The 19690-nt window shown below is 62.4% G+C and carries 15 protein-coding genes; 2 read left to right on the top strand and 13 right to left on the bottom strand.

Annotation, left to right across the window (positions count from 1 at the left end; all coding sequences use genetic code 11):
• Positions 1 to 6: 6 nt before the first annotated feature.
• From sdaAB to QDI87_RS01610, 4 genes are all read right to left on the bottom strand, one after another.
• Entirely contained in the window at positions 7 to 669 is a 663-nt protein-coding gene (gene sdaAB, locus QDI87_RS01625; RefSeq protein WP_278742079.1) for an L-serine ammonia-lyase, iron-sulfur-dependent subunit beta, read from the bottom strand.
• Positions 670 to 799: 130 nt separating this feature from the next.
• Complete coding sequence (gene dapA, locus QDI87_RS01620) at positions 800 to 1687, bottom strand: 4-hydroxy-tetrahydrodipicolinate synthase (protein WP_055160680.1); 888 nt, start codon at positions 1685 to 1687, stop codon at positions 800 to 802.
• Positions 1688 to 1824: 137 nt separating this feature from the next.
• Complete coding sequence (locus QDI87_RS01615) at positions 1825 to 4740, bottom strand: insulinase family protein (RefSeq protein WP_278742077.1); 2916 nt, start codon at positions 4738 to 4740, stop codon at positions 1825 to 1827.
• Between the two features lie 42 nt (positions 4741 to 4782).
• Positions 4783 to 5421 (bottom strand): hypothetical protein, encoded by a 639-nt coding sequence (locus QDI87_RS01610; protein WP_278742076.1) that lies wholly within the window; start codon positions 5419 to 5421, stop codon positions 4783 to 4785.
• Positions 5422 to 5570: 149 nt separating this feature from the next.
• Here QDI87_RS01610 and QDI87_RS01605 point away from each other — a divergent pair, with 149 nt between their 5' ends.
• Complete coding sequence (locus tag QDI87_RS01605; protein WP_226867108.1) at positions 5571 to 6353, top strand: ZIP family metal transporter; 783 nt, start codon at positions 5571 to 5573, stop codon at positions 6351 to 6353.
• Between the two features lie 67 nt (positions 6354 to 6420).
• Here QDI87_RS01605 and murB read toward each other — a convergent pair whose 3' ends face one another.
• The 9 genes from murB to QDI87_RS01560 form a co-directional block, all read right to left on the bottom strand.
• A complete protein-coding gene (gene murB / locus QDI87_RS01600) occupies positions 6421 to 7338 on the bottom strand; it encodes a UDP-N-acetylmuramate dehydrogenase (protein ID WP_278742074.1) in 918 nt (305 codons plus the stop codon).
• A gap of 67 nt (positions 7339 to 7405) precedes the next feature.
• Positions 7406 to 7897: a tRNA (uridine(34)/cytosine(34)/5-carboxymethylaminomethyluridine(34)-2'-O)-methyltransferase TrmL gene (gene trmL / locus QDI87_RS01595; protein ID WP_036376428.1), complete on the bottom strand. Its 492-nt coding sequence runs from the start codon at positions 7895 to 7897 to the stop codon at positions 7406 to 7408.
• A 167-nt stretch (positions 7898 to 8064) separates the two neighbouring features.
• Positions 8065 to 9717: a dihydroxy-acid dehydratase gene (gene ilvD, locus QDI87_RS01590; RefSeq protein ID WP_278742073.1), complete on the bottom strand. Its 1653-nt coding sequence runs from the start codon at positions 9715 to 9717 to the stop codon at positions 8065 to 8067.
• Positions 9718 to 9824: 107 nt separating this feature from the next.
• Positions 9825 to 10472 carry a cob(I)yrinic acid a,c-diamide adenosyltransferase gene (cobO, locus tag QDI87_RS01585; RefSeq protein WP_278742072.1) on the bottom strand — a complete coding sequence of 216 codons (648 nt, stop codon included), beginning with the start codon at positions 10470 to 10472 and terminating at the stop codon, positions 9825 to 9827.
• Positions 10469 to 11773, bottom strand: coding sequence for a sensor histidine kinase (locus QDI87_RS01580; protein WP_278742070.1), 1305 nt, complete (start codon positions 11771 to 11773; stop codon positions 10469 to 10471). Before QDI87_RS01580 ends, cobO begins: the two co-directional genes overlap by 4 nt.
• Positions 11773 to 12450 carry a response regulator transcription factor gene (locus tag QDI87_RS01575; RefSeq protein ID WP_036376419.1) on the bottom strand — a complete coding sequence of 226 codons (678 nt, stop codon included), beginning with the start codon at positions 12448 to 12450 and terminating at the stop codon, positions 11773 to 11775. Before QDI87_RS01575 ends, QDI87_RS01580 begins: the two co-directional genes overlap by 1 nt.
• Before the next feature lie 97 nt (positions 12451 to 12547).
• Complete coding sequence (locus QDI87_RS01570) at positions 12548 to 14605, bottom strand: EAL domain-containing protein (protein ID WP_278742069.1); 2058 nt, start codon at positions 14603 to 14605, stop codon at positions 12548 to 12550.
• A gap of 275 nt (positions 14606 to 14880) precedes the next feature.
• Positions 14881 to 16386: an IMP dehydrogenase gene (locus tag QDI87_RS01565; protein ID WP_036378587.1), complete on the bottom strand. Its 1506-nt coding sequence runs from the start codon at positions 16384 to 16386 to the stop codon at positions 14881 to 14883.
• 200 nt (positions 16387 to 16586) lie between these two features.
• The gene (locus tag QDI87_RS01560) at positions 16587 to 18128 is read right to left on the bottom strand and encodes a capsule assembly Wzi family protein (protein WP_055160650.1); all 1542 of its coding nucleotides are present in this window, start codon (positions 18126 to 18128) and stop codon (positions 16587 to 16589) included.
• Positions 18129 to 18791: 663 nt separating this feature from the next.
• Between QDI87_RS01560 and QDI87_RS01555 the strand changes: the two genes are divergently transcribed.
• Positions 18792 to 19607 carry a hypothetical protein gene (locus QDI87_RS01555; RefSeq protein ID WP_278520171.1) on the top strand — a complete coding sequence of 272 codons (816 nt, stop codon included), beginning with the start codon at positions 18792 to 18794 and terminating at the stop codon, positions 19605 to 19607.
• The last annotated feature ends 83 nt before the right edge of the window (positions 19608 to 19690 follow it).

Raw genomic sequence — 19690 nt, 5'->3', positions numbered from 1 at the left:
CTTTCGCTAGATGGCCGGAATGGCAAAGGCCGTCTCGACCTCGTAGACCGCGCAGCACTCCGCGACGACATCGCCGGAGAGCGGCTCGTCGAGCTCGAGGATCATCATGGCCATCTCGCCGCGGCTCTGGCGCGAGACGCGCATGAAAGCGATGTTGTACTCGTAGCGCGCGAGGATCTGCGTGACCTTCGTGATGATGCCGGGCTTGTCGTGGTGGATCGTGATGAGCGCCGGGTAGATGCCCGTGAGCTCGACCTCGTAGCCGTCGATGTTCGTGATGCGGACGTTGCCGCCGCCCACAGACGCGCCGCGCACGCGCACCGTGCGCCCCGAAGCCCCCGTCAGGTGGATGACCGCCGTATTCGGATGCGCCTGCTCCAGATTGACCTTCTGGAACGAGAAGACGAGCCCCTGCTCCTCGGCGATGGCCAGCGCCTCGCGGATGCGCTCGTCGTCGGGCGCAAAGCCCAGGATGCCCGCGATCAGCGCCTTGTCCGTGCCGTGGCCGCGGTACGTCTGCGCGAACGACCCGTGCAGGTTGATGTCCGCGCGTACGGCCGGCTCGCCGAGGACCTTGCGGGCCATGAGGCCGAGCCGCACCGCACCCGCCGTGTGCGAGCTCGACGGGCCGATCATGACCGGCCCGACTATGTCAAATACACCGTGCATATGCTCTCTCTTTCTCTGCTTCATGCAGATACATACAGAAATATAGAAATACAGAAAGCCTTCAAGACCTCGACTGCATCGTCTCGGGTTCTTGAAGGCTTTTCGTCTAAAATCAGCGGCTATTGCCAGCTCACTTGATCAGGCCGTGGTTGCGCAGGGCCGTCTCAAGCTGCTTCTCGTGCTCCGGCTCCATCTCCGAGAGCGGCATGCGCAGCGGACCGGCTGCATAGCCGAGCTTGCGCATCGCGACCTTGACAGGGATCGGGTTGACCTCGCAGAAGAGCGCGTCGATGAGGTCAGCATAGGCAATCTGCATCTTGCCGGCTTCCTCGGCCTTGCCGTCGAAGTAGAGCTGGCACATGTCGTGCGTCTCCTTCGGCGCGACATTCGAGAGGACGGAGATGACGCCCTTGCCGCCGAGCGAGAGGATCGGGACGATCTGGTCGTCGTTGCCCGAGTAGACATCGAGGCTGTCGCCGCAGGCAGCGCGCAGGCGCAGGATCTTCGAGAGGTCGCCGTTGGCCTCCTTGACTGCGACGATATTCGGGATCTTGGCGAGCTCGACGTACGTCGGGATCTGGATGCCGACACCCGTGCGCGACGGCACATCGTAGAGGACAATCGGGATGTTGATGCTCTCCGCGATGGCCTTGTAGTGCGCGATCAGGCCCTTCTGCGTGCACTTGTTGTAGTACGGCGTGACGACGAGCACGGCATCCGCGCCGACGCTTTCCGCGTACTTCGAGAGCTCGATGGCGTAAGACGTCTCGTTCGAGCCCGTGCCGGCGATGACCGGGATGCGGCCCTTGACCGTGTCGACGGCGCACTTGATGGCCGCTCTGTGCTCCTCGTCCGTCATCGTGGCCGACTCACCGCTCGTGCCCGTGATGACGATGGCATCCGTACCGCCCTTGATCTGGTCCTCGATGATGCGGCTGAGTTCTTCGAAGTTGACACCATCCTCCGTGAACGGCGTGATGATGGCGACACCTGCACCTTTGAAAATTGTCTTCTTCATCCAGAAAGCCTCCCATACTCCTGTCCTGCTATGCCGCCCGCGGCAGCAGGACATCGACTCATATTATGATATCTCCTTCATTATCCCATGTCCACAGAGGAAAGTCAACGCCTTCTCCAGAGGACAAATGTCGCATCTCAGAGCGCCGGCTTGATGGAGCCGAAGGCGTCCTTCGCCGCGGCGATCTTCTCGTCGTTGCCGAAGACGCAGAGGACGTTCTCCTTCATGCAGTCCGCGATGAGCGGGGCGAGTGCGCGGATGTCCTCCTGGCGCGTCGCGAGGATCTCCGCGCGGCGCTGCTGGCGGTCCGCCTCCGTGATGCCGCGCAGATAGCACGTCGCGGCCGCATCGCCCTTCATCATCGGCGTCAGCGGCGTGTCGACGCCGCTCATCGTGCCGATGATGAACTTGTCCATCTCGCGCTCCGATGCCGTAAAGTGCGCCGCATAGTCGGCCGTGCCGTCAAAGACGGCGAGCGTCTCGCGGAGGTTCGGGTCGCGGTAGGAGCCGAAGTACATGAAGCCGTTGCGGTTGAAGCCCGTGAAGGCGCCGTAGGCACCGCCCTGCACGCGGATCTTCGTCCAGAAGTAGTCGTAGCGCAAAAGCGTCTCTAAAACGGCCATGCTGCCCGTGTAGCGGTAGCCGAGGCGCAGGAAGTTCGCGCCCTTGCCGACGTACTGCACGCGGCTCGAGGACGTCAGGCCCTCGTTCTCCGGCTCGACCTTCCAGTCAAACGAAGCCGCCGGGAACACGTCCTGCGAGAAGCTCTGCTGCAGGGCGCCGAAGGCCTCGGCAAAGGCCGGGTACTCCTCTTCCCTGAGCGTGACGCTGACGATGAGGCCGTTGCGGTTGAAGAGCTTCGGCAGCAGCGTCTTGAACACCTGCTGCATCTTGGCGAGACTTCCCGCAAAGTCCGCCTCAAACGCCTTGAGGAACGGATAGAACGGCAGGCCGCCCTCGTCGGCGTAGCGGCCCGCGCGCGAGAGGTAGGCCGCGAGGCGCGAGACGATGATCTGGTTGGCGGCGCGCTGCAGATTGAGCTCGATGGACGTCTCCTCCTGCTCGACGAGCTCGCGGATGCGCTTCTCATCCGTAAAGCGGCTCTCGGTCAGGATCTCCTGCAGGAGCGCCATGAGCTCCGGCAATCTCTTGACGAGCGCCTTCGCGCGGACGCGCAGCTTCGGGAGCAGCGAGTCTGGCTCGCCGTTTCGCGTGTAGACGACGACATCCGACGCGATGCCGCCCGTGTGCAGGTTGCGCAGGTTCGCGAGCTCCGCGTACGTGTGCTTCTCCGTATCGACCATGCCGAGGAGCTCACTCAAGAGATAGAGGTACGGCAGCTCCTCCTGCGTCACGGCGCTCGCGTCGAAGTAGAGATTGAGGTAGGCGATGCCGTTCGTGTGGACATCGCTGAAGAGCACCTTCGTGCCGCCAAGATTGCGGACCTCGAGCGGCAGCGGGTACGACTCCTTGCGGATGTCTGAGAGCTTCAGCACCGGGATCGTGTGCAGGGCCTCCTCCGTCTCCGGGCTCTGCTGGCGCTCCTTGAGCGCCTGCGTCGCCGCGATCGTCGCCTCGATCTCCGCGTCGCTCATCGCCGCCTTCTTCGCGGCGAGCTTCTCCTGCTGCTCCTTCTCGCGGCGCGCGGCCATCTGCGTGTCCGGCACCATCGCGAGCAGGCTGCGGTGCGGGTTCGCGAGGAAGTACGTCTCGACGAGCGACTCGAAGTAGCGCCCCGAGAGCCCGTCCTTCATCTCTTGCAGCAGGTCCTCATAGCGCAGGTACGTCTCGGGAGCGCCGCCGTAGAGCCAGCTCTTCATGATGCGGATGCCGTAGATGAGCCCCTTCGGCGCCGAGCCGAAGTCGGCTTCGCGCAGGCGGAACTCCATAAGGTTGATGGACGCCTCGAGCAGCTCGCGGTCGATGCCGTTCTCGGCGAGCTGCTGGAGCTTCGTCATCGTCAGGTGGTAAAACTTGTCGAGGCGCTCCGGCTCTGCGTTGTTGACGATGATGCTGAAGAACGGCTGCAGCATGTCCGTCTCGAAGATGGAGTCGACGTCGCGGCCGAGCTTCGCGTCGATGAGCGCCTTGCGCAGCGGTGCGGCCGGCGTGCGCAGGAGCGCGTGCTCGAGGATCTCGAGGCCCATCATCGCCTTGTGGTCGAGCGACTGGCCCGTCGTCCAGCTCAGCGCGAGGAACGTCTTCTCATCGGTCCCCTCCTCTTCGCTGACGGGATACGGCACCGTCTCGCGCTTGAGGTGCGAGAACGCCGGCTGCAGGTCGATCTTCGACGGCACGGGGATGCGGTCGAAGTGCGAGAGGTATTCCTCGTCGAGGTAGCGCAGCTTCTCCTCGATGTCCATCGCGCCGTAGAGGTAGATGTAGCTGTTCGACGGGTGGTAGTACTTCGCGTGGAAGGCGATGAACTTCTCCTGCGTGAGGTCCGGGATGGCCTCCGGGTCGCCGCCCGACTCGTGGCCGTACGTCGTCTCCGGGTAGAGCGCGTGCATGATGCGGCTCTCGAGCAGGTCATCCGGCGAGGACAGCGCGCCCTTCATCTCGTTGTAGACGACGCCGCTGTAGGCGAGCGGGTCTTCCTTCTTCTCGATCTCGTAGTGCCAGCCCTCCTGCATGAGCACCTGCGGGTTCTCGCGCATGTCCGGGTAGAAGACAGCGTCGAGGTAGACGTCCATGAGGTTCTGGAAGTCCTTGTCGTTGCGGCTGGCCACCGGGTACATCGTCTTGTCGGGGTACGTCATCGCATTGAGGAAGGTATTGAGGGAGCCCTTGACGAGCTCGACGAACGGCTCCTTGAGCGGGTACTTGCGCGAGCCGCAGAGCGTCGAGTGCTCGACGATGTGCGCGACGCCCGTGTCGTCGACAGGCGGCGTGCGGAACGAGATGGAAAAGACCTTGTTGTCATCGTCGTTGGCGAGGAAGAAGAGGCGCGCGCCGCTCTTCTCGTGCTCGAACGTGTAGGCCGTCGAGTCAACTTCGGGGATGTACGCTTTATGTTTCAGGCAAAAGCCGTGGATTCTGTCGTTTACTTCCATAAAAATAAATGCTTCCTTTCGTTCTGTCGGATTTATTCTCTGTCACTGTATCGTCTCGAGCAGCTTTCGCTGCAGGAGATGGAGGTTGTTGTTGGAGGTCATGATGATGGATGCCGACTTCGGCGCGGCATTCTTGGCCTTCTCGGTGCAGGCGTGCGAGACGGCATTCGTGTTGATGATGACGTAGTCGGCCTGCGCGAGCGCGGAGCGATCGAAGTTCTTCTCGCTGCCGAGGAAGTGCATCGTCGGGAAGACTTCTGCGGCCTTCTTCTGCCACTTCTCCGTGCCACCGACGACGTAGATGCGGAAGGAATCGAAGAACTCCTGTTCCTCCCGCGTCCGGGCCGGTTCGGCTGGGGAATCTTCTACTGGGACGCCTGCCGCATCGGCAGGCGGATGACACGGTGCAGGCGGCTCATCCCCTGCGTGTACTCCTGCCGGATCGGCAGGAGGCTCATACAATGCGAGCCTCTTCCGCAACTGCCGGTTCTCCTCGCGCAGGGCGTCGAGCTCGTCCCGCTGCTTGATGCGCGCGACAATCGCGTCCTCGATCTCCCGGCGGCAGTCGGCGAGCTTTGCCGCCTGCTCCTCTAGCTTCGCCTGCAAAGCGGCAACCTCCTGCTCGAGTGCCGCCTTCTCGGTGAAGACATTGCGCGTCTTCTTCTCTCTGCTGTTTGCCATACCAACACACTCCGCTCCAAACCATACGTATACACTATTATAGCACAGATCCGTTTTCTTTCTCAATGTCGGACAGCCGCGGGCCACCATTTCCTTTTGGGCATCTTTCCTGTATAATAGGAAGAAACGAAAGAAAAGGAGGGATTCTCATGCCGATTGAGATCCTGCAGGGACTCGCCATCCCGTTCCTCGGCACGACGCTCGGCGCGGCCTGTGTCTTTTTGCTGCGCGGGGAGCTCGACCACCGCATCCAGAAGGCGTTCACGGGCTTTGCGGCGGGCATCATGGTCGCGGCTTCGGTCTGGAGTCTCCTGATCCCCTCGATGGAAGAGAGCAGCGCGCTCGGCGCCTACGCCTCGCTGCCGGCCGTCGCGGGCTTCTGGGCTGGCACGCTCTTCTTGCTGCTGCTCGACCACATCATCCCGCACCTCCACCTGAACAGCGAGGAGGCCGAGGGCCCGAAGAGCGCGCTCTCGAAGAACCTCAAGCTCGTGCTCGCGGTGACGCTGCACAACATCCCGGAGGGCATGGCGGTCGGCGTCGTGCTGGCGGGCTGGCTCACGGGCGGCGCGGACCTCTCGCTCGGCGCGGCGCTCGCGTTGTCGCTCGGCATCGCGATCCAGAACTTCCCGGAGGGGGCGATCATCTCGCTGCCGCTCGCGGCGAACGGTGAGGGGCGCGCGAAGGCGTTCGTGCTCGGCACGCTGTCGGGCGTCGTGGAGCCGATCGGCGGGGCGCTGACGATCGTCGCGGCAAGCGTCGTCGTGCCGGTGCTGCCGTACCTGCTGGCGTTCGCGGCGGGCGCGATGCTCTACGTCGTCGTGGAGGAGCTCATCCCGGAGATGAGTGCGGGCCATCACTCGAATATCGGGGTGGTCGCGTTTTCGGTCGGGTTCACGCTGATGATGGCGCTCGATACGATTCTCGGATAAAAAAAGACTGTCACGCTATGGTGGCAGTCTTTTTCATTTCCTTTATGCCTTTATGCGGTTCATGGGATCATGCGTCGCCGATGATGCGGACTTCGGGGTGGAGCATGACGCCGTGTTTCTCGTAGACGCGCTGCTGGACTTCGTGGATGAGGCCGCGGACGTCGGCGGCGGTGGCGTTGCCGGTGGCGTTGACGACGAAGCCGGCGTGCTTGGTGGAAACCTGGGCGCCGCCGACCTGGAGGCCTTTGAGGCCGGTCTCCTGGATCAGGGTGCCGGCGAAGTAGCCTTTGGGGCGCTTGAAGGTGCTGCCGGCGCTGGGCATCTCGAGGGGCTGCTTGCTCTCGCGGCGCTGGGTGAAGTCGTCCATCTTGGCGCGGATAGCGCTGCTGTCGCCGGGCTCGAGGCAGAGCTCGACTTCGACGATGGCCTCGCCATTGTCCTGGAAGCGGCTGTGGCGGTAGCCGAGGTCGAGTTCGTCGCGGCTGTAGGTGTGGATGTTCCCCTCGCGGTCGACGGTGCGCACGGTGTCGGCGACGTTCTTCATCTCGCCGTCGTAGGCGCCGGCGTTCATGAAGATGGCGCCGCCGATGCTGCCGGGGATGCCGCAGGCGAATTCGAGGCCGGTCAGGCTGCTCTGCGCGGCGGCTTCGGAGACGTCTTTGAGGAGGGCGCCGGCGCCGGCGATGATGCGCGTGCCCTCATGGCGGATCTTGGCCATCGGGCGCGCGAATTTCACGACGACGCCGCGGATGCCCTTGTCCTGCACGAGGACGTTGGAGCCGTTGCCGAGGATGGTCAGCGGCAGCTTGTACTCGTTGACGAGGGCGAGGACCTTCTCGGTCTCCTCCATGGAGGCGGGGAAGATCAGGCAGTCGGCGGGTCCGCCGATCTTGAAGGTCGTGTGGAGTTTCATCGGCTCATCGAGGCGGAAGCGGTTCGGCTCGATGAAGGCCTGGCATTTCTGGACAAAGCTTTTGTCAATCATCAGTCATCATTCCCATCTGTACTATGGTCTTCACTATGGTCTTCTCGTCGTCTTGACGCGCGGCGCGTCAGCGGTGGTCCATGCGGAGGCCGGGGCCGGCTTCTGCGAGGTTCTGGAAGTCCATCTGCCGCATGGCCTCGTAGGCCACGACGGCGACGGAGTTGGAGAGGTTCAGCGAGCGTGCCTCGGCGATCATCGGGATGCGCACGCAGTGATCCCAGTTCGCCTTGAGGATGGGCTCGGGGATGCCGGCCGATTCCTTGCCGAAGACGAGCATGTCGTCCATCGTGTACGAGACTTCCGTATAGGAGCGCGGTGCCTTCGTCGACAAAAAGTAGAAGTTGTGGCCGGCGTAGCGCTCCTGGACTTCCTCGAAGCTGTCATGGTAGTGGACCTTGACGAGCGGCCAGTAGTCGAGGCCGGCGCGCTTCAGGTGCTTGTCATCCGTCGAGAAGCCGAGCGGCCGCACGAGATGGAGCTCGATGCCCGTGCCGGCGCAGAGCCGCGCGATGTTTCCCGTGTTGCCCGGGATCTCTGGTTCAATCAATACGATATGCAATGGTTCTAACACCTCGGAATTGGAAGAAAACCCGCAGGAAGCGGAGTCTCATTGATTTCTTATAACTCATTCATTATAGCGAATCCCGAACGAAAATACAAGGTATCTCCCCCACGACAAAAAGAGAAGCAGCCTCGGCTGCTTCTCCTGTAGAGTCGCTGATGGGATTACTTGAGCACAGCGCCCGTGCTGGCGGACGTCGTGAGCTTGGCGTAGCGGGAGAGATAGCCCGTCTTGATCTTCGGCTCGGGCTTCTTCCAGTTCGCCTTGCGCTTGGCGAGCTCTTCGTCGCTGACGGCGAGCGAGAGGCTGCGGTTCGGGATGTCGATGGTGATCTCGTCGCCGTCCTCGATGAGGGCGATCGGGCCGCCTTCCATGGCCTCCGGCGAGATGTGGCCGACGCAGGCACCCTGGCTGGCGCCGCTGAAGCGGCCATCGGTGATCAGGCCGACCTTGAGGCCGCGGCCCGTGATGACAGCCGTCGGGTTGAGCATCTCCTGCATGCCCGGGCCGCCCTTCGGGCCCTCGTAGCGGATGACGACGACATCGCCGTCGTGGATGTCGCCGGCCATGATGGCGTCGCAGGCTTCCGTCTCGGAGTTGTAGCACTTCGCCTTGCCCGTGTAGGTCAGCATGTCCGGTGCGACGGCCGATGCCTTGACAACGGCGTAGTCCGGTGCGAGGTTGCCCTTGAGGATGGCGATGCCGCCCTCCTTGCGGTACGGGTCGTCGACGCTGTGGATGACCGTGCGGTCGAGGACTTCGGCGTTCTTGATGCGGTCGCCGACCGTGCCCGTGATCGTCAGGGCGTCGAGGTGGATGAGGTTCTTCTTCGCGAGCTCGTGCATGACAGCCGGGATGCCGCCGGCCTCGTTGAGGTCCGTCATGTGGTGCTTGCCGGCCGGGCTGAGCTTCGTGATGTACGGCGTGCGGCGCGAGATCTCGTCGAAGAGCGGCGCCGGCAGCTCGATGCCGGCCTCGTGCGCGATGGCCGTCAGGTGAAGGACGGTGTTCGAGGAGCCGCCGATGCCCATGTCGACCGTGATGGCGTTCTCGAAGGCCTCGCGCGTCATGATGTCGCGCGGGCGGATGTCCTTCTCGATGAGCTTCATGACGGCTTCACCGGCGCGCTTGGCGAGCAGGCGGCGTGCGCCCGTGTAGGCAGCCGGGATCGTGCCGTTGCCCGGCAGGCCCATGCCGAGGACCTCCGTCAGGGAGTTCATCGTGTTGGCCGTGAAGAGGCCGGCGCAGGAGCCGCAGCCCGGGCAGCACTTCGACTCGAGGTCTGCCATCTCAGCGGCGTCCATCTGGCCGGCGGCGAACTTGCCGGCTGCCTCGAAGGCCTGGCTGACGCTGACATCGTGGCCGTGGAAGCGGCCCGGCAGCATCGGGCCGCCCGAGACGACGACGGCCGGGATGTTGAGGCGGGCTGCCGCCATCAGCATGCCCGGGACGACCTTGTCGCAGTTCGGGATCAGGACGAGGCCGTCAAAGCCCGAGGCCATCGCGACAGCCTCGATGGAGTCCGCGATGAGCTCGCGGCTCGCGAGCGAGTACTTCATGCCCGTGTGGCCCATGGCGATGCCGTCGCAGACGCCGATGGCCGGAAACTCGATCGGCGTGCCGCCGGCTGCCGCGACGCCGAGCTTGGCCGCCTGCGCGATCTCGCGCAGGTGGATGTGGCCCGGGATGATCTCGTTGAAGGAATTGCAGATGCCGATCAGCGGCTTCTGGAGGTCCTCAGGGCCGTAGCCCATGGCATGGAATAAGGAACGGTGCGCACAGCGCGTGGCGCCTTTTTTGACAATATCACTTCTCATAAAGCAACTCTCCTATCTATTCTGTATCGCCTGCCTGCAATCTGTCTACACACAGCAGACAATCCGATGCAAAGATTCATGTGATACCTAGTTTACAACATTACGAATCAAAATTCAATGCCTTTTTGCGCTTTTATCCCCGCGGCGAACGGATGGCGCAGGCTACGCATCTCCGTGATGAGGTCGGCCCGCTCCAGCAGCAGCGGGCAGGCCGCGCGCCCCGTGCAGACGAGGTGCACTTCTGGCGGGCGTCGTTCGAGCAGCGCGCCGAGCTCCTCCTCCCTGATCAGGCCGAATCTGACGGCGTAATTGACCTCGTCGAGGATGACCATGTCCCAGCGGCCGCTCTGCAGCTCGTCCGCAGCCATCTGCAGGGCCGCCTCCGCCGCCTGCCGGTGCTCCTCCTTCGGCTTCTCGCCCTTTCTCGTGAAGCCGAGGCCGAGCGGCCGGAGCTCGATGCGGCCCTCGGCACGCGCGAGGACCTCGATGGCATGGCGCTCGCCCGTCTGCCAGCCGCCCTTGATGAACTGCAGGATGAGCACGCGCAGGCCGTCGCCCCAGGCGCGCACAGCGAGCCCCATGGCCGCCGTCGTCTTGCCCTTGCCATCCCCCGTGTGCACGATCAGCAGCCCGTGGCGCTCCATGCGCTCTTCCCGTCTCGCTTTCTCCATCTCCATGATTTTTTCTCCTGTTCTCTTGCAGAATGCCAGCAAAAAAGCCCACCGGACGTGATAATCCGGCAGGCTCAGACTCATTTAAACTTCGTGCGCAGCTCGACAAAGAAGGTCGTGCCCTGGCCGAGCTCGCTCTGGATCCAGATGCGGCCCTTGTGCAGGTGGACGATCTCCTGCGCGATGGCGAGGCCGAGGCCGTTGCCGCCCATCTCGCGCGAGCGCGCCTTGTCGACGCGGTAGAAGCGGTCGAAGACCTTCGCCTGGTCCTCCTTCGCGATGCCGATGCCCGTGTCGCTGACGGCAAAGCGCACCCTGCCCTTCTCCGTGCTCTCGTAGCGCACGGAGACGCGGCCGCCGTCCGGCGTGTACTTGACGGCGTTGTCGACGAGGATCAGCACGAGCTGGCGGATCTTCTGCTCGTCGGCCTGGATCTCGACCTTCGGCAAGTTCTCCGCCTGCAGGTCGATCTTCTTCTGCTCGGCGAGCGGCTGCATGAGGCGCGCCGTCTGCTCGATGAGCGCCGAGAGATTGAACTTCTGCGGCTTGAGCTTCAGCGCCTTGTTGTCGCTGCGCGCGACGACGAGCAGGTCGCTGACGAGCTTCGTCATCTTCTTGACCTCGTCGCGCACATCGTCGATGACCTGCCGCAGGAAAGGCGACTGGATCGACGGGTCGTTCTGCAAAAGCTCCGCCGAGGCCATGACGACGGCCAAGGGCGTCCGGAGCTCATGCGAGGCGTCCGCCGCGAACTGGCGCTGCTTCTCGTAGGCCTGCCGCAGCGGGATCATCGCCTTGCCCGAGAGGACGTGGCCGACGATCGTCGCGATGACCAGCGCGATGGCGCCGAGGAAGGCCAGCGCGTACGTCGCCTTCTCCATGCCGTTGTACATCGCCGTGACATCCTTGCCGACGTAGACCGTCTGCGTCGCATTGCCCTCATCGTCGCGGACCTGCTGGGCCGTCAGCATGATGCGCGCCTTGCGCGTGTTCTCCGAGCCGGGCTTCGAGAAGACCGTCACGCCGCCCGGCTCCACCTTCTCCTGCGCGATCGTGTCGAGGATGAAGGGTTCGATGCGGAACGAGGCGCGCGCGAAGTTCAAGAGGCGCCCCTCATTGTCGAAGACATAGAAGAACAGGCGGTCATTCGTGCTCTTATAGGCGATCGTATCGTCGAGCACGATCTCCGGGTGCTGGTTGAAGTACTCCTGCGCCTCCGCCACATTGCTCGCCGTGTCCATGAGCTCGCGCGCCTGCTCCGACGTGATCGACCACTCCATCGTCTTGTGCATCGCGAAGATCAGCACGACGAGAAAGATGATCATGACGATTGAGTAGAGCATCGTGAGCTTGCGGCGGCTGCTGCCAAAGATGTTCTGCGCCATCAGCTCTTGGCCTCCAGCTTGTAGCCGACGCCGCGGACCGTCTTGATGACCGTGCCGCCGTCGCCGAGGTCAAGCTTCTTGCGCAGGATCTTCATGTAGGAGTCGATGTTGTTCGAGCTGACGTCCGACTCGAGGCCCCAGATGCGGTCGAGGATGATGTCGCGCGGCACGACGATGCCGATGTTCTGCGCGAGCAGGTCGAAGATCTGGAACTCGCGCGGCGAGAGCTGGATGACCTTGTCCTTCTTCTTGAGGACCTTCGCCGTGCGGTTCAGCGTGAACTCGCCGACCTCGACGATATCCTGCTGGATTTTCTGCGTGCTGCGGCGGCCGAGCGCGCGCAGTCGCGCCATGAGCTCCGCGAACTCGAACGGCTTGACGAGGTAGTCGTCCGCCCCCGCGTCGAGCCCCGTCACGCGATCCTCGACCGAGTCGCGCGCCGTCAGCATCAGGATGGCCTTCTCATAGCCGTCCTTGCGCAGGCGGCTGCACGCCTCCACGCCCGTCTCCCCCGGCATCATCCAGTCGAGGATCAGGATGTCGTAGTCCGTGTACATCGCATACTCGTAGATATCACTGCCGTTCGTCACCCATTCGACCTGTATGTCGTTCTGCTCCAGCATGTACTGGATGAGCTTGCCCAGGCGCTTGTCGTCCTCTGCCAGCAAAACCCGCATCGTCACCACTCCTCAAAAATCAAATGCTTTCTATATATATACACGCCTTCCGTGAAAAAAGACTGAAGCCCGCCAGGATGCGGCAGGCTCCAGCCTCTTACTTCTCTGCCTGCACCGGCTCGCTCCACGGGCGGGCCAGGCCGTCCGGGAAGCGCTCCTCAAAGTCCGCGACAGGGACGGGCCGCGAGTAGTAGAACCCCTGGAAGATATCGCAGCCGATCTGCGTGAGATCGCGGACCTGCTGGCTCGTCTCGACCCCCTCGACGACCGTCGGCATGCCGAGTTCGCGCGCGAGCGCCACGATTGAGCGCAGGATGATGCGGCTGCGCTCCTGATGCTCCGTCTTGCGCAAGAACTCCATGTCGATCTTCAGGATGTCCGCCTGGATGTCCTTGAGGAAGCTCAGGCTCGAGTAGCCGCTGCCGAAATCATCGATGGCGATCGTGAAGCCGTACTCCTTGAGCCGCTGGATGAGAGCGATGGCCTCCTTCGGCTTGTCCATGAAGACCGTCTCCGTGATCTCGAGCTCGAGATGCTCCGGGTCGATCTTGTACTCCTCGACGAGATGCGTGAAGACCTCGTAGAGGTCGAGGTAGTAGATGTCCTTGACCGAGATGTTGACCGAGATCCTGTAGCTGCCGAAGACCGGGTCATCCTTCCATGACTTCAGTAGGCGGCAGGCCATCTCCCAGATGTGGTAGTCGAGCTGCCAGATCTTGCCGTGCTCCTCGAGGATTGGGATGAATACCGCGGGCGGGATCACGCGGCCGTCCTCGCAGACCCAGCGCGAGAGCGCCTCCGCGCCGATCACGTGCCGGTCCCCCGCCCCCACCTGCGCCTGCAGGTAGAGCTGGATCTCCCCGCGGCCCAGCGCATCCGAGAAGCGGCTCAGCACCGCGCGGTCGCGTATCTTGTCGGACATCATGTGATCCGAGTACCAGACAAAGCCGTTGCTCTCCTGCGTCTTCAAGACGCTCGCCGCCAAAAACGCGCGGTCGCAGAGCACCGAGATCGGCATGCGCCGGTCCGTGACGCGGCAGATGCCGATTGCGATCTGCAGGTCGAAGTGGATCGAGGTAAGCTCGTGCATGACCGTCTCGACCGTCTTGAGGTATTCCTCCGGCACGAAGTCCTCCGCCGGGATCAGCATGGCGAAGCGGTCCGCGCGGATGCGCCCGTAGGCCGTCCGCCGGTTCTGGCCGTAGCGCCGGCGCAGCATGCCGCCGACGCGCACCAGGAGCTCATTGCCCTTCGTCATGCCGTAGAGCCCGTTCAATAGCTTGAAGTCCCCGAAGTTCAGGCAGACCATGAGGTATTCCACATGCGGGTTGTCGTCCATGACGTGGCGCGCCTGCCGGTAGAAGCCGTACTTGTTGTAGATGCCCGTCAGGGCGTCGTGCATCGTGCCGAAGTGCTCCAGGTCGAGGTTCTTCTGGTCCTGCGTGCAGTCGCTGATGAGGAAGTACATGCCGACATCCATGCCCGTGCCGTCGTTGAGCGGGTAGCGGCAGATCTGCAGCGACCGCGGGCTCTCCTTCTCCCCGTACTGCTGCAGCCAGACCGTAGCCTCCGGGCTCGCGAGCGCATCCTCCTGGAACCAGTCCTTGAGGATGACCTCGAGCTTTGCCAGGCTGTCCGGGACATCGAAGAGGCGGAACGCCTCGCTGTTCGCATAGATGCAGTGCCCGCTCATATCAAACCAGACGACACCCGTCGGCAGGTTCTGCATGGCCATGCGCAGCGTCTCCTCAAACACCTTCCGGTCAAATCCCTTCTGCAGCATCGCGTGATGCCCGTCCTTCTTCATGCCCCGGCCCCTCTCTATGCGAATCAGCTCCATGACACAGGAAAACGTCGTGCCGTCCGCGAGCAGAAGCTCGATGGGGCGCGACGTGATGAAGTAGAGATCGCCGTCCTTGATCTCCGTCTTGTGCAGCTCCATGCCCGTCTTGAGTGCGCGCAGGCTCGTGCAGTTGCGGCAGCGGTTCGTGCTGCGCCAGACCGAATAACAGCCCTCGCCGTACTTGCACGAATGGTCCGCCCCGACCGAAAACGCGTGGCATTCCTCCGGGTCGACGAGCCGCACGATATCGTACCCCTTCGAGAGCCGCGCCATCTCTGCCTTCACCTCGCGTTCCGTGAATTGCAGCGTCATTTCCATCCCTCCTCGGCTCCAAGCCCCTGCAGTCGGAGCCGCCTTTTCTTCTCCCGTCACGTGCCCGCGCCAGAGCCACGGTAGACCTCCGCGCAGCACATCCGTAAACGATTTCCATTCATATTATAGCATTCGCCCTGCCAAAGTCAAAATCCTGCCGCGTCATGAAAATACGCCGTTTCGTCATGAACCTTCGCCGTTTCGAGACAAACGCCGTTCCGAGACAAAAAAACAGCCCGGAAGCGAGTTCCGGGCTGACATATGACAGGAAGCCGTCAGTTGCGGCCGAATTTGTCCTTGAGGATGACATCGTGCGAGCCGCCCTCGACAATGCTCGTGGCCGAGACGAGCGTGATCTTCGCCTTCTCGCGCAGCTCCGGCAGCGTCAGCGCGCCGCAGTTGCACATCGTCGAGCGGATCTTGGCCAGCGTGATGTTGACATTGTCCTTGAGCGGGCCGGCGTACGGGACATAGGAGTCAACGCCTTCCTCGAAGGAGAGCTTGCGCGCGCCGCCGAGGTCGTAGCGCTGCCAGTTGCGGGCGCGGTTCGAGCCTTCGCCCCAGTACTCCTTGTAGTACGTGCCGTTGACCTTGACCTTGTCCGTCGGGCTCTCGTCGAAGCGCGAGAAGTAGCGGCCGAGCATCAGGAAGTCGGCACCCATCGCGAGGGCCAGCGTCATGTGGTAGTCGTGGACGATACCGCCGTCGGAGCAGACCGGGATGTAGACGCCCGTCTCCTCGTAGTAGCGGTCGCGCTCGGCGCAGACATCGATGAGCGCCGTGGCCTGGCCGCGGCCGATGCCCTTCGTCTCGCGCGTGATGCAGATGGAGCCGCCGCCGATGCCGACCTTGATGAAGTCCGCACCCGCCTCAGCGAGGAAGCGGAAGCCCTCGGCGTCGACGACATTGCCCGCGCCGACCTTGACATCGCTGCCGAAGTGCTCGTGGATGTACTTGAGCGTGATGCGCTGCCACTCCGAGAAGCCTTCCGAGGAGTCGATGCAGAGCACATCCGCACCAGCCTTCAGGAGTGCCGGGACGCGCTCCGCGTAGTCGCGCGTGTTGATGCCGGCGCCGACGATGTAGCGCTTGTTCTCGTCGATGAGCTCGAGCTCATGCTCCTTGTTGTCCGTGTAGTCCTTGCGGAAGACCATGTAGCGCAGGCGCTGGTTCTTGTCGACGAGCGGCAGCATGTTGAGCTTGTTCTCCCAGATGAGGTCGTTCGCCTTCGTCAAAGACGTCGTGTCCGCATCCGCGTAGACGAGCTTCTCGAACGGCGTCATGAACGTCTCCGCCTTCGTGTCGAGGCTCATGCGCGAGATGCGGTAGTCGCGGCTCGTCACGATGCCGAGGAGCTTGCCCGTCGGCGTGCCGTCTTCCGTGACGGCCATCGTCGAATGGCCCGTCTTCTGCAGGAGATCCAGGATCTCGCCGAGCGTCGTCGTCGGCTTGATGTTGGAGTCACTGCTGACAAAACCGGATTTGTAGTTCTTGACGTGGGATACCATGGCAGCTTCTGCTTCAATGCTCTGCGAGCCGTAGATGAACGAGACACCGCCCTCTTTCGCGAGTGCGATTGCCATCTTGTCGTTCGAGACAGCCTGCATGATGGCAGACGTCATCGGGATGTTCATCGAGATCTTCGGTTCTTCACCTTTCTTGAACTTCACCAGCGGCGTCTTGAGAGAGACGTTATTCGGGATACACTTATCCGACGAATAACCTGGGACGAGAAGATACTCTCCAAACGTGTGTGATGGTTCCTTGAAATAGAATGCCAACGTAACCCCTTCTTTCTTGATACTATGAGACCTGCCTCAGATATATTGTTACCAGTCTACTACAAAGGATAACGGCTGTCAATCACTTTTCAGAACACGGCGTACAACAAACGAGGCAGGCCCATTGGACTGCGAGAATCTACGCCTTCATTATACCGCAAGAGCCCGGATTTTGCCATAACAAAATCCGGGCTCTTTCATCAGTACTGCCAGCGCGCCGTCGCCGTCGCAAAGACATTGCGGTCCGTGCGGTCCGTGTAGTCCGCATGGTCGATCTTCGCGAGGCCGAGCGAGCCGTCGAGGAAGAAGTGGTCCTGCAGCTTGAGGCGCCCCGTCAGCGCTGCCTCATAGACGTTCGGGTGGTTCATCGCACCGCGGTCCATCTGCGTGCGCATGAAGTACGCGCCGATCTGGTTCTCGCCCGGCAGGTAGTGGTTGACGCCGAGGTAGTACTTCTTGGCATTGTTGCCCATCGCATCGCCGATGATGTCATCGCTGTACGTCCAGCCGTTCTGGTACTTCTGGTGCTTGTACCAGAACGGGTTCGTCGAGGCGTACTCGAGCGTCATGTCCCACGAGCCATCGCGCGTCAGCTGCGGCAGGTACGTGCCGAAGCGGTAGCCGCGCTCCGTCGGCTGCAGGCCGCCCGCGTCCTCGCCGTAGACCTCGCCGTAGAACTGGACACCCGGCAGGCGCACGCGGAAGTCGCCGCCCGCGATATCATTCCAGCGGTCACCCTCCGCCTCCGAGTTGTGGCCCGTCACCCAGTGGCGCCAGTCCGACTTCGAGAGCGCATTGCCGTCGCCGCCGAGCATCGAGACGCGCATCAGGCCGAACGTAAAGGCATCCGACGGCGTGAAGTCCGCGCGCAGCCCCAGGAGGCCCGCATGGTCGTAGTCCGTGTGGCCCTTCGCCACGCGGTCCTCGCGGTCGCCCTCGAGCTGGCCGTAGAAGACGTGGTAGTTCTGCTTGCCGAGGAAGCGGAAGAAGCCGCGCACCGGCATGTCGTCCTCGAGATGCGCCTGGACCATCGTCATCGGCTTCATCGTGTCGTCGAGCACGAGCGTGCCCGTCTTGCCCTGGCCGTAGCGCAGCGCCTGGCGGCCCGCGAGGTACTCGACGATGCCCGTCTTCGTCTTGACGTAGCCCTCTTCGAGTTTGAGCTCCGCATCGTCATCGTCGTTCCAGCTCAGGCGCGGCGTCAGCGAGACAGCCGTCTTGTGGCCGATGTTGCCCGAGACCTCCGCCTTGGCGACCGCATTGAAGCCGTCCGCGTAGTCATAGCCCTTCGTGCCCTGGCCAAACGGCTGCCAATGTGCATTCGGCTGGACATCCTTCTTGCTCTCCCGGTACGACGCCTGGTCGCTGCCGTAGCTCGCGAGCTGCACCGAAGCCTCGCGCAGCGCGACATCCTCCTGGTCGCTCCGGCCCTTGAGCACCGCGATCTCCGCGCCAAAGGCCTGGCGCATCGAGGCGAGCTCATCCGCGAGGTAAGCAGGCATCGGCTTGCTCTTGGCGTTCTTCTCCGCCTGCAGCACCCACTTCGCCATCTGCATGCGGCTGTACGGGCGCGCGCCGTCCGGCAGTGCATCGATGTAGCCCATGCCGCTGAGCTTGTCGACATAGTCGTAATAGACGCTCCCCGTCGGCACATCCGCCGTCACAGCTTCCGCCCCGGCCAGTCCCGGCACCATGACCGATGCCGCAGCCGCCATCATACCGGCCAGCAAAGTCTTCTTCATCAGGATTCCCCCACTCACAATGATCATAGAAATTTTAAAACGTAAAATAAAATACATGAGAATTCTATCATGATTGCCCCGCCAAAAGCAAGTGCACCTGCTTTTCGGCAGAGGTTTCAGCGCATTTTGTTCTTGCGCCAGCTGCGGTAGCCGTAGACCGTGCCGAACGCGATGAAGGCCACCGCCACGAGTGCGAGCAGCTGTTCCCAAAATACTGCCATCCGTATCCCCCCTCCAAACCGTATCAACTTATCCATTATACCACATCGCGCGGCCGCCGTACAAAGTACGCCATTTGGAAAACGGACCAATCTGCGGAATTTTATCCAAAAATCAGCAGGAATTCCGCGACGGAGCGGCGAAGTGTTACAAATGGATAGTGGTGATAGACTATCCGATCCCTTTGGTGTGGCAGTTGATATCCTTTCACTTCCTCAACTGCCACAGCGGCTGACTCCCCCATTTGTCAGCCGCTTCTTTTTTTGCCCGCACGCGCGGCGGGAAGTTCTCTGTCAAGCCCCCCGCCTTTACGGATTGCGACAAAAGTAGTATAATAAAGAACTATTAAGAGCTTTAGTAAGTGTATTCTATTGGCAAATCGTTCGATTTGTCGTCAGAATCGCAAAATCGTGATATGTGTCCAGTGCCTAGGAGGTCTTTTTATTGAGTCGTAAAACAAGAACCGTGAGAACCCTGTTTGCCGCCGCGCTCCTCGCGTGCGCCGCAGCCAGCACCACTGCCGTCTCAGCCGCGCCAGCCGTCAAGCCGGCCGCCGTCACCGCACACGTCTCTTCGCATCGTGCTGAGGCTGCCCTGACGGACAGCGCCTCCGCCATGGTCAAGCACGACGCCGCCATGACCGCACCGGCCGCCATGCAGCGCCATCTGCCCACCGAGCCAGGCTACAGCAAGAATGCCGAGGTCGAAGCCAAGATCTCCCCGCTCTCGCCCGTGACGCCGACTTCGCCCATCACGCCCGCGATTGACCTGCCGTCCATCATCCCCTCGCAGCCCGCACCGGGCAGCAGCTCCACGGCTGACCCCTATGCCGTCCGCACCGACTTCGGCAAGAGCAACCTCCACAAGTGGAGCAGCGTCTACGGCATGGACACGCCGTGGGATGCAAACGATGTGACCGACACCGAGCACTTCAAGAGCTCGACCGTCGCTTTCCTCGACACGCTCAACACCCTCGCCCAGTCGGCCGGCGTCTCCTTCGTCCTCACGGGTGGCGCTGAATACGGTTACCACGCTCACGGCACCTACTCCCACGAGAACGGCTACAAAGTCGACATCTCCGACTCCGGCATCTACGCCGGCACGACGGCCTACCGCATCCTCCTCGAGGCCCTCACCCCCTTCAAGCATCACCTCTCCCACGAGTGGAACAACAACCACTACGACATCACGATCTATCCCGCCGACTACACCGGCTCCTACTCCGGCGCCGACCACGACAACTCCGGCGACGACGAATAAGACCACAAGCACGCCAAAAGACCGCATCCGGGCAGTTCCCTGCCGGATGCGGTCTTTTCCTTTCCTCGTGTCCACGGAGCGGC

This window comes from Mitsuokella jalaludinii (assembly GCF_928722185.1).
Lineage (GTDB): Bacteria > Bacillota > Negativicutes > Selenomonadales > Selenomonadaceae > Mitsuokella > Mitsuokella jalaludinii.
The sequence above is the reverse complement of the archived record's forward strand: the minus strand, read 5'-3'. Positions and strand labels throughout refer to the sequence as shown.

Bases quoted from the DNA above. Each gene is read 5' to 3' on its own strand.
- sdaAB (WP_278742079.1), bottom strand. From the start codon at position 669: ATGCACGGTGTATTTGACATAGTCGGGCCGGTCATGATCGGCCCGTCG.
- dapA (WP_055160680.1), bottom strand. From the start codon at position 1,687: ATGAAGAAGACAATTTTCAAAGGTGCAGGTGTCGCCATCATCACGCCG.
- QDI87_RS01615 (WP_278742077.1), bottom strand. From the start codon at position 4,740: ATGGAAGTAAACGACAGAATCCACGGCTTTTGCCTGAAACATAAAGCG.
- QDI87_RS01610 (WP_278742076.1), bottom strand. From the start codon at position 5,421: ATGGCAAACAGCAGAGAGAAGAAGACGCGCAATGTCTTCACCGAGAAG.
- QDI87_RS01605 (WP_226867108.1), top strand. From the start codon at position 5,571: ATGCCGATTGAGATCCTGCAGGGACTCGCCATCCCGTTCCTCGGCACG.
- murB (WP_278742074.1), bottom strand. From the start codon at position 7,338: ATGATTGACAAAAGCTTTGTCCAGAAATGCCAGGCCTTCATCGAGCCG.
- ilvD (WP_278742073.1), bottom strand. From the start codon at position 9,717: ATGAGAAGTGATATTGTCAAAAAAGGCGCCACGCGCTGTGCGCACCGT.
- cobO (WP_278742072.1), bottom strand. From the start codon at position 10,472: ATGAGTCTGAGCCTGCCGGATTATCACGTCCGGTGGGCTTTTTTGCTG.
- QDI87_RS01580 (WP_278742070.1), bottom strand. From the start codon at position 11,773: ATGGCGCAGAACATCTTTGGCAGCAGCCGCCGCAAGCTCACGATGCTC.
- QDI87_RS01575 (WP_036376419.1), bottom strand. From the start codon at position 12,450: ATGCGGGTTTTGCTGGCAGAGGACGACAAGCGCCTGGGCAAGCTCATC.
- QDI87_RS01570 (WP_278742069.1), bottom strand. From the start codon at position 14,605: ATGACGCTGCAATTCACGGAACGCGAGGTGAAGGCAGAGATGGCGCGG.
- QDI87_RS01560 (WP_055160650.1), bottom strand. From the start codon at position 18,128: ATGAAGAAGACTTTGCTGGCCGGTATGATGGCGGCTGCGGCATCGGTC.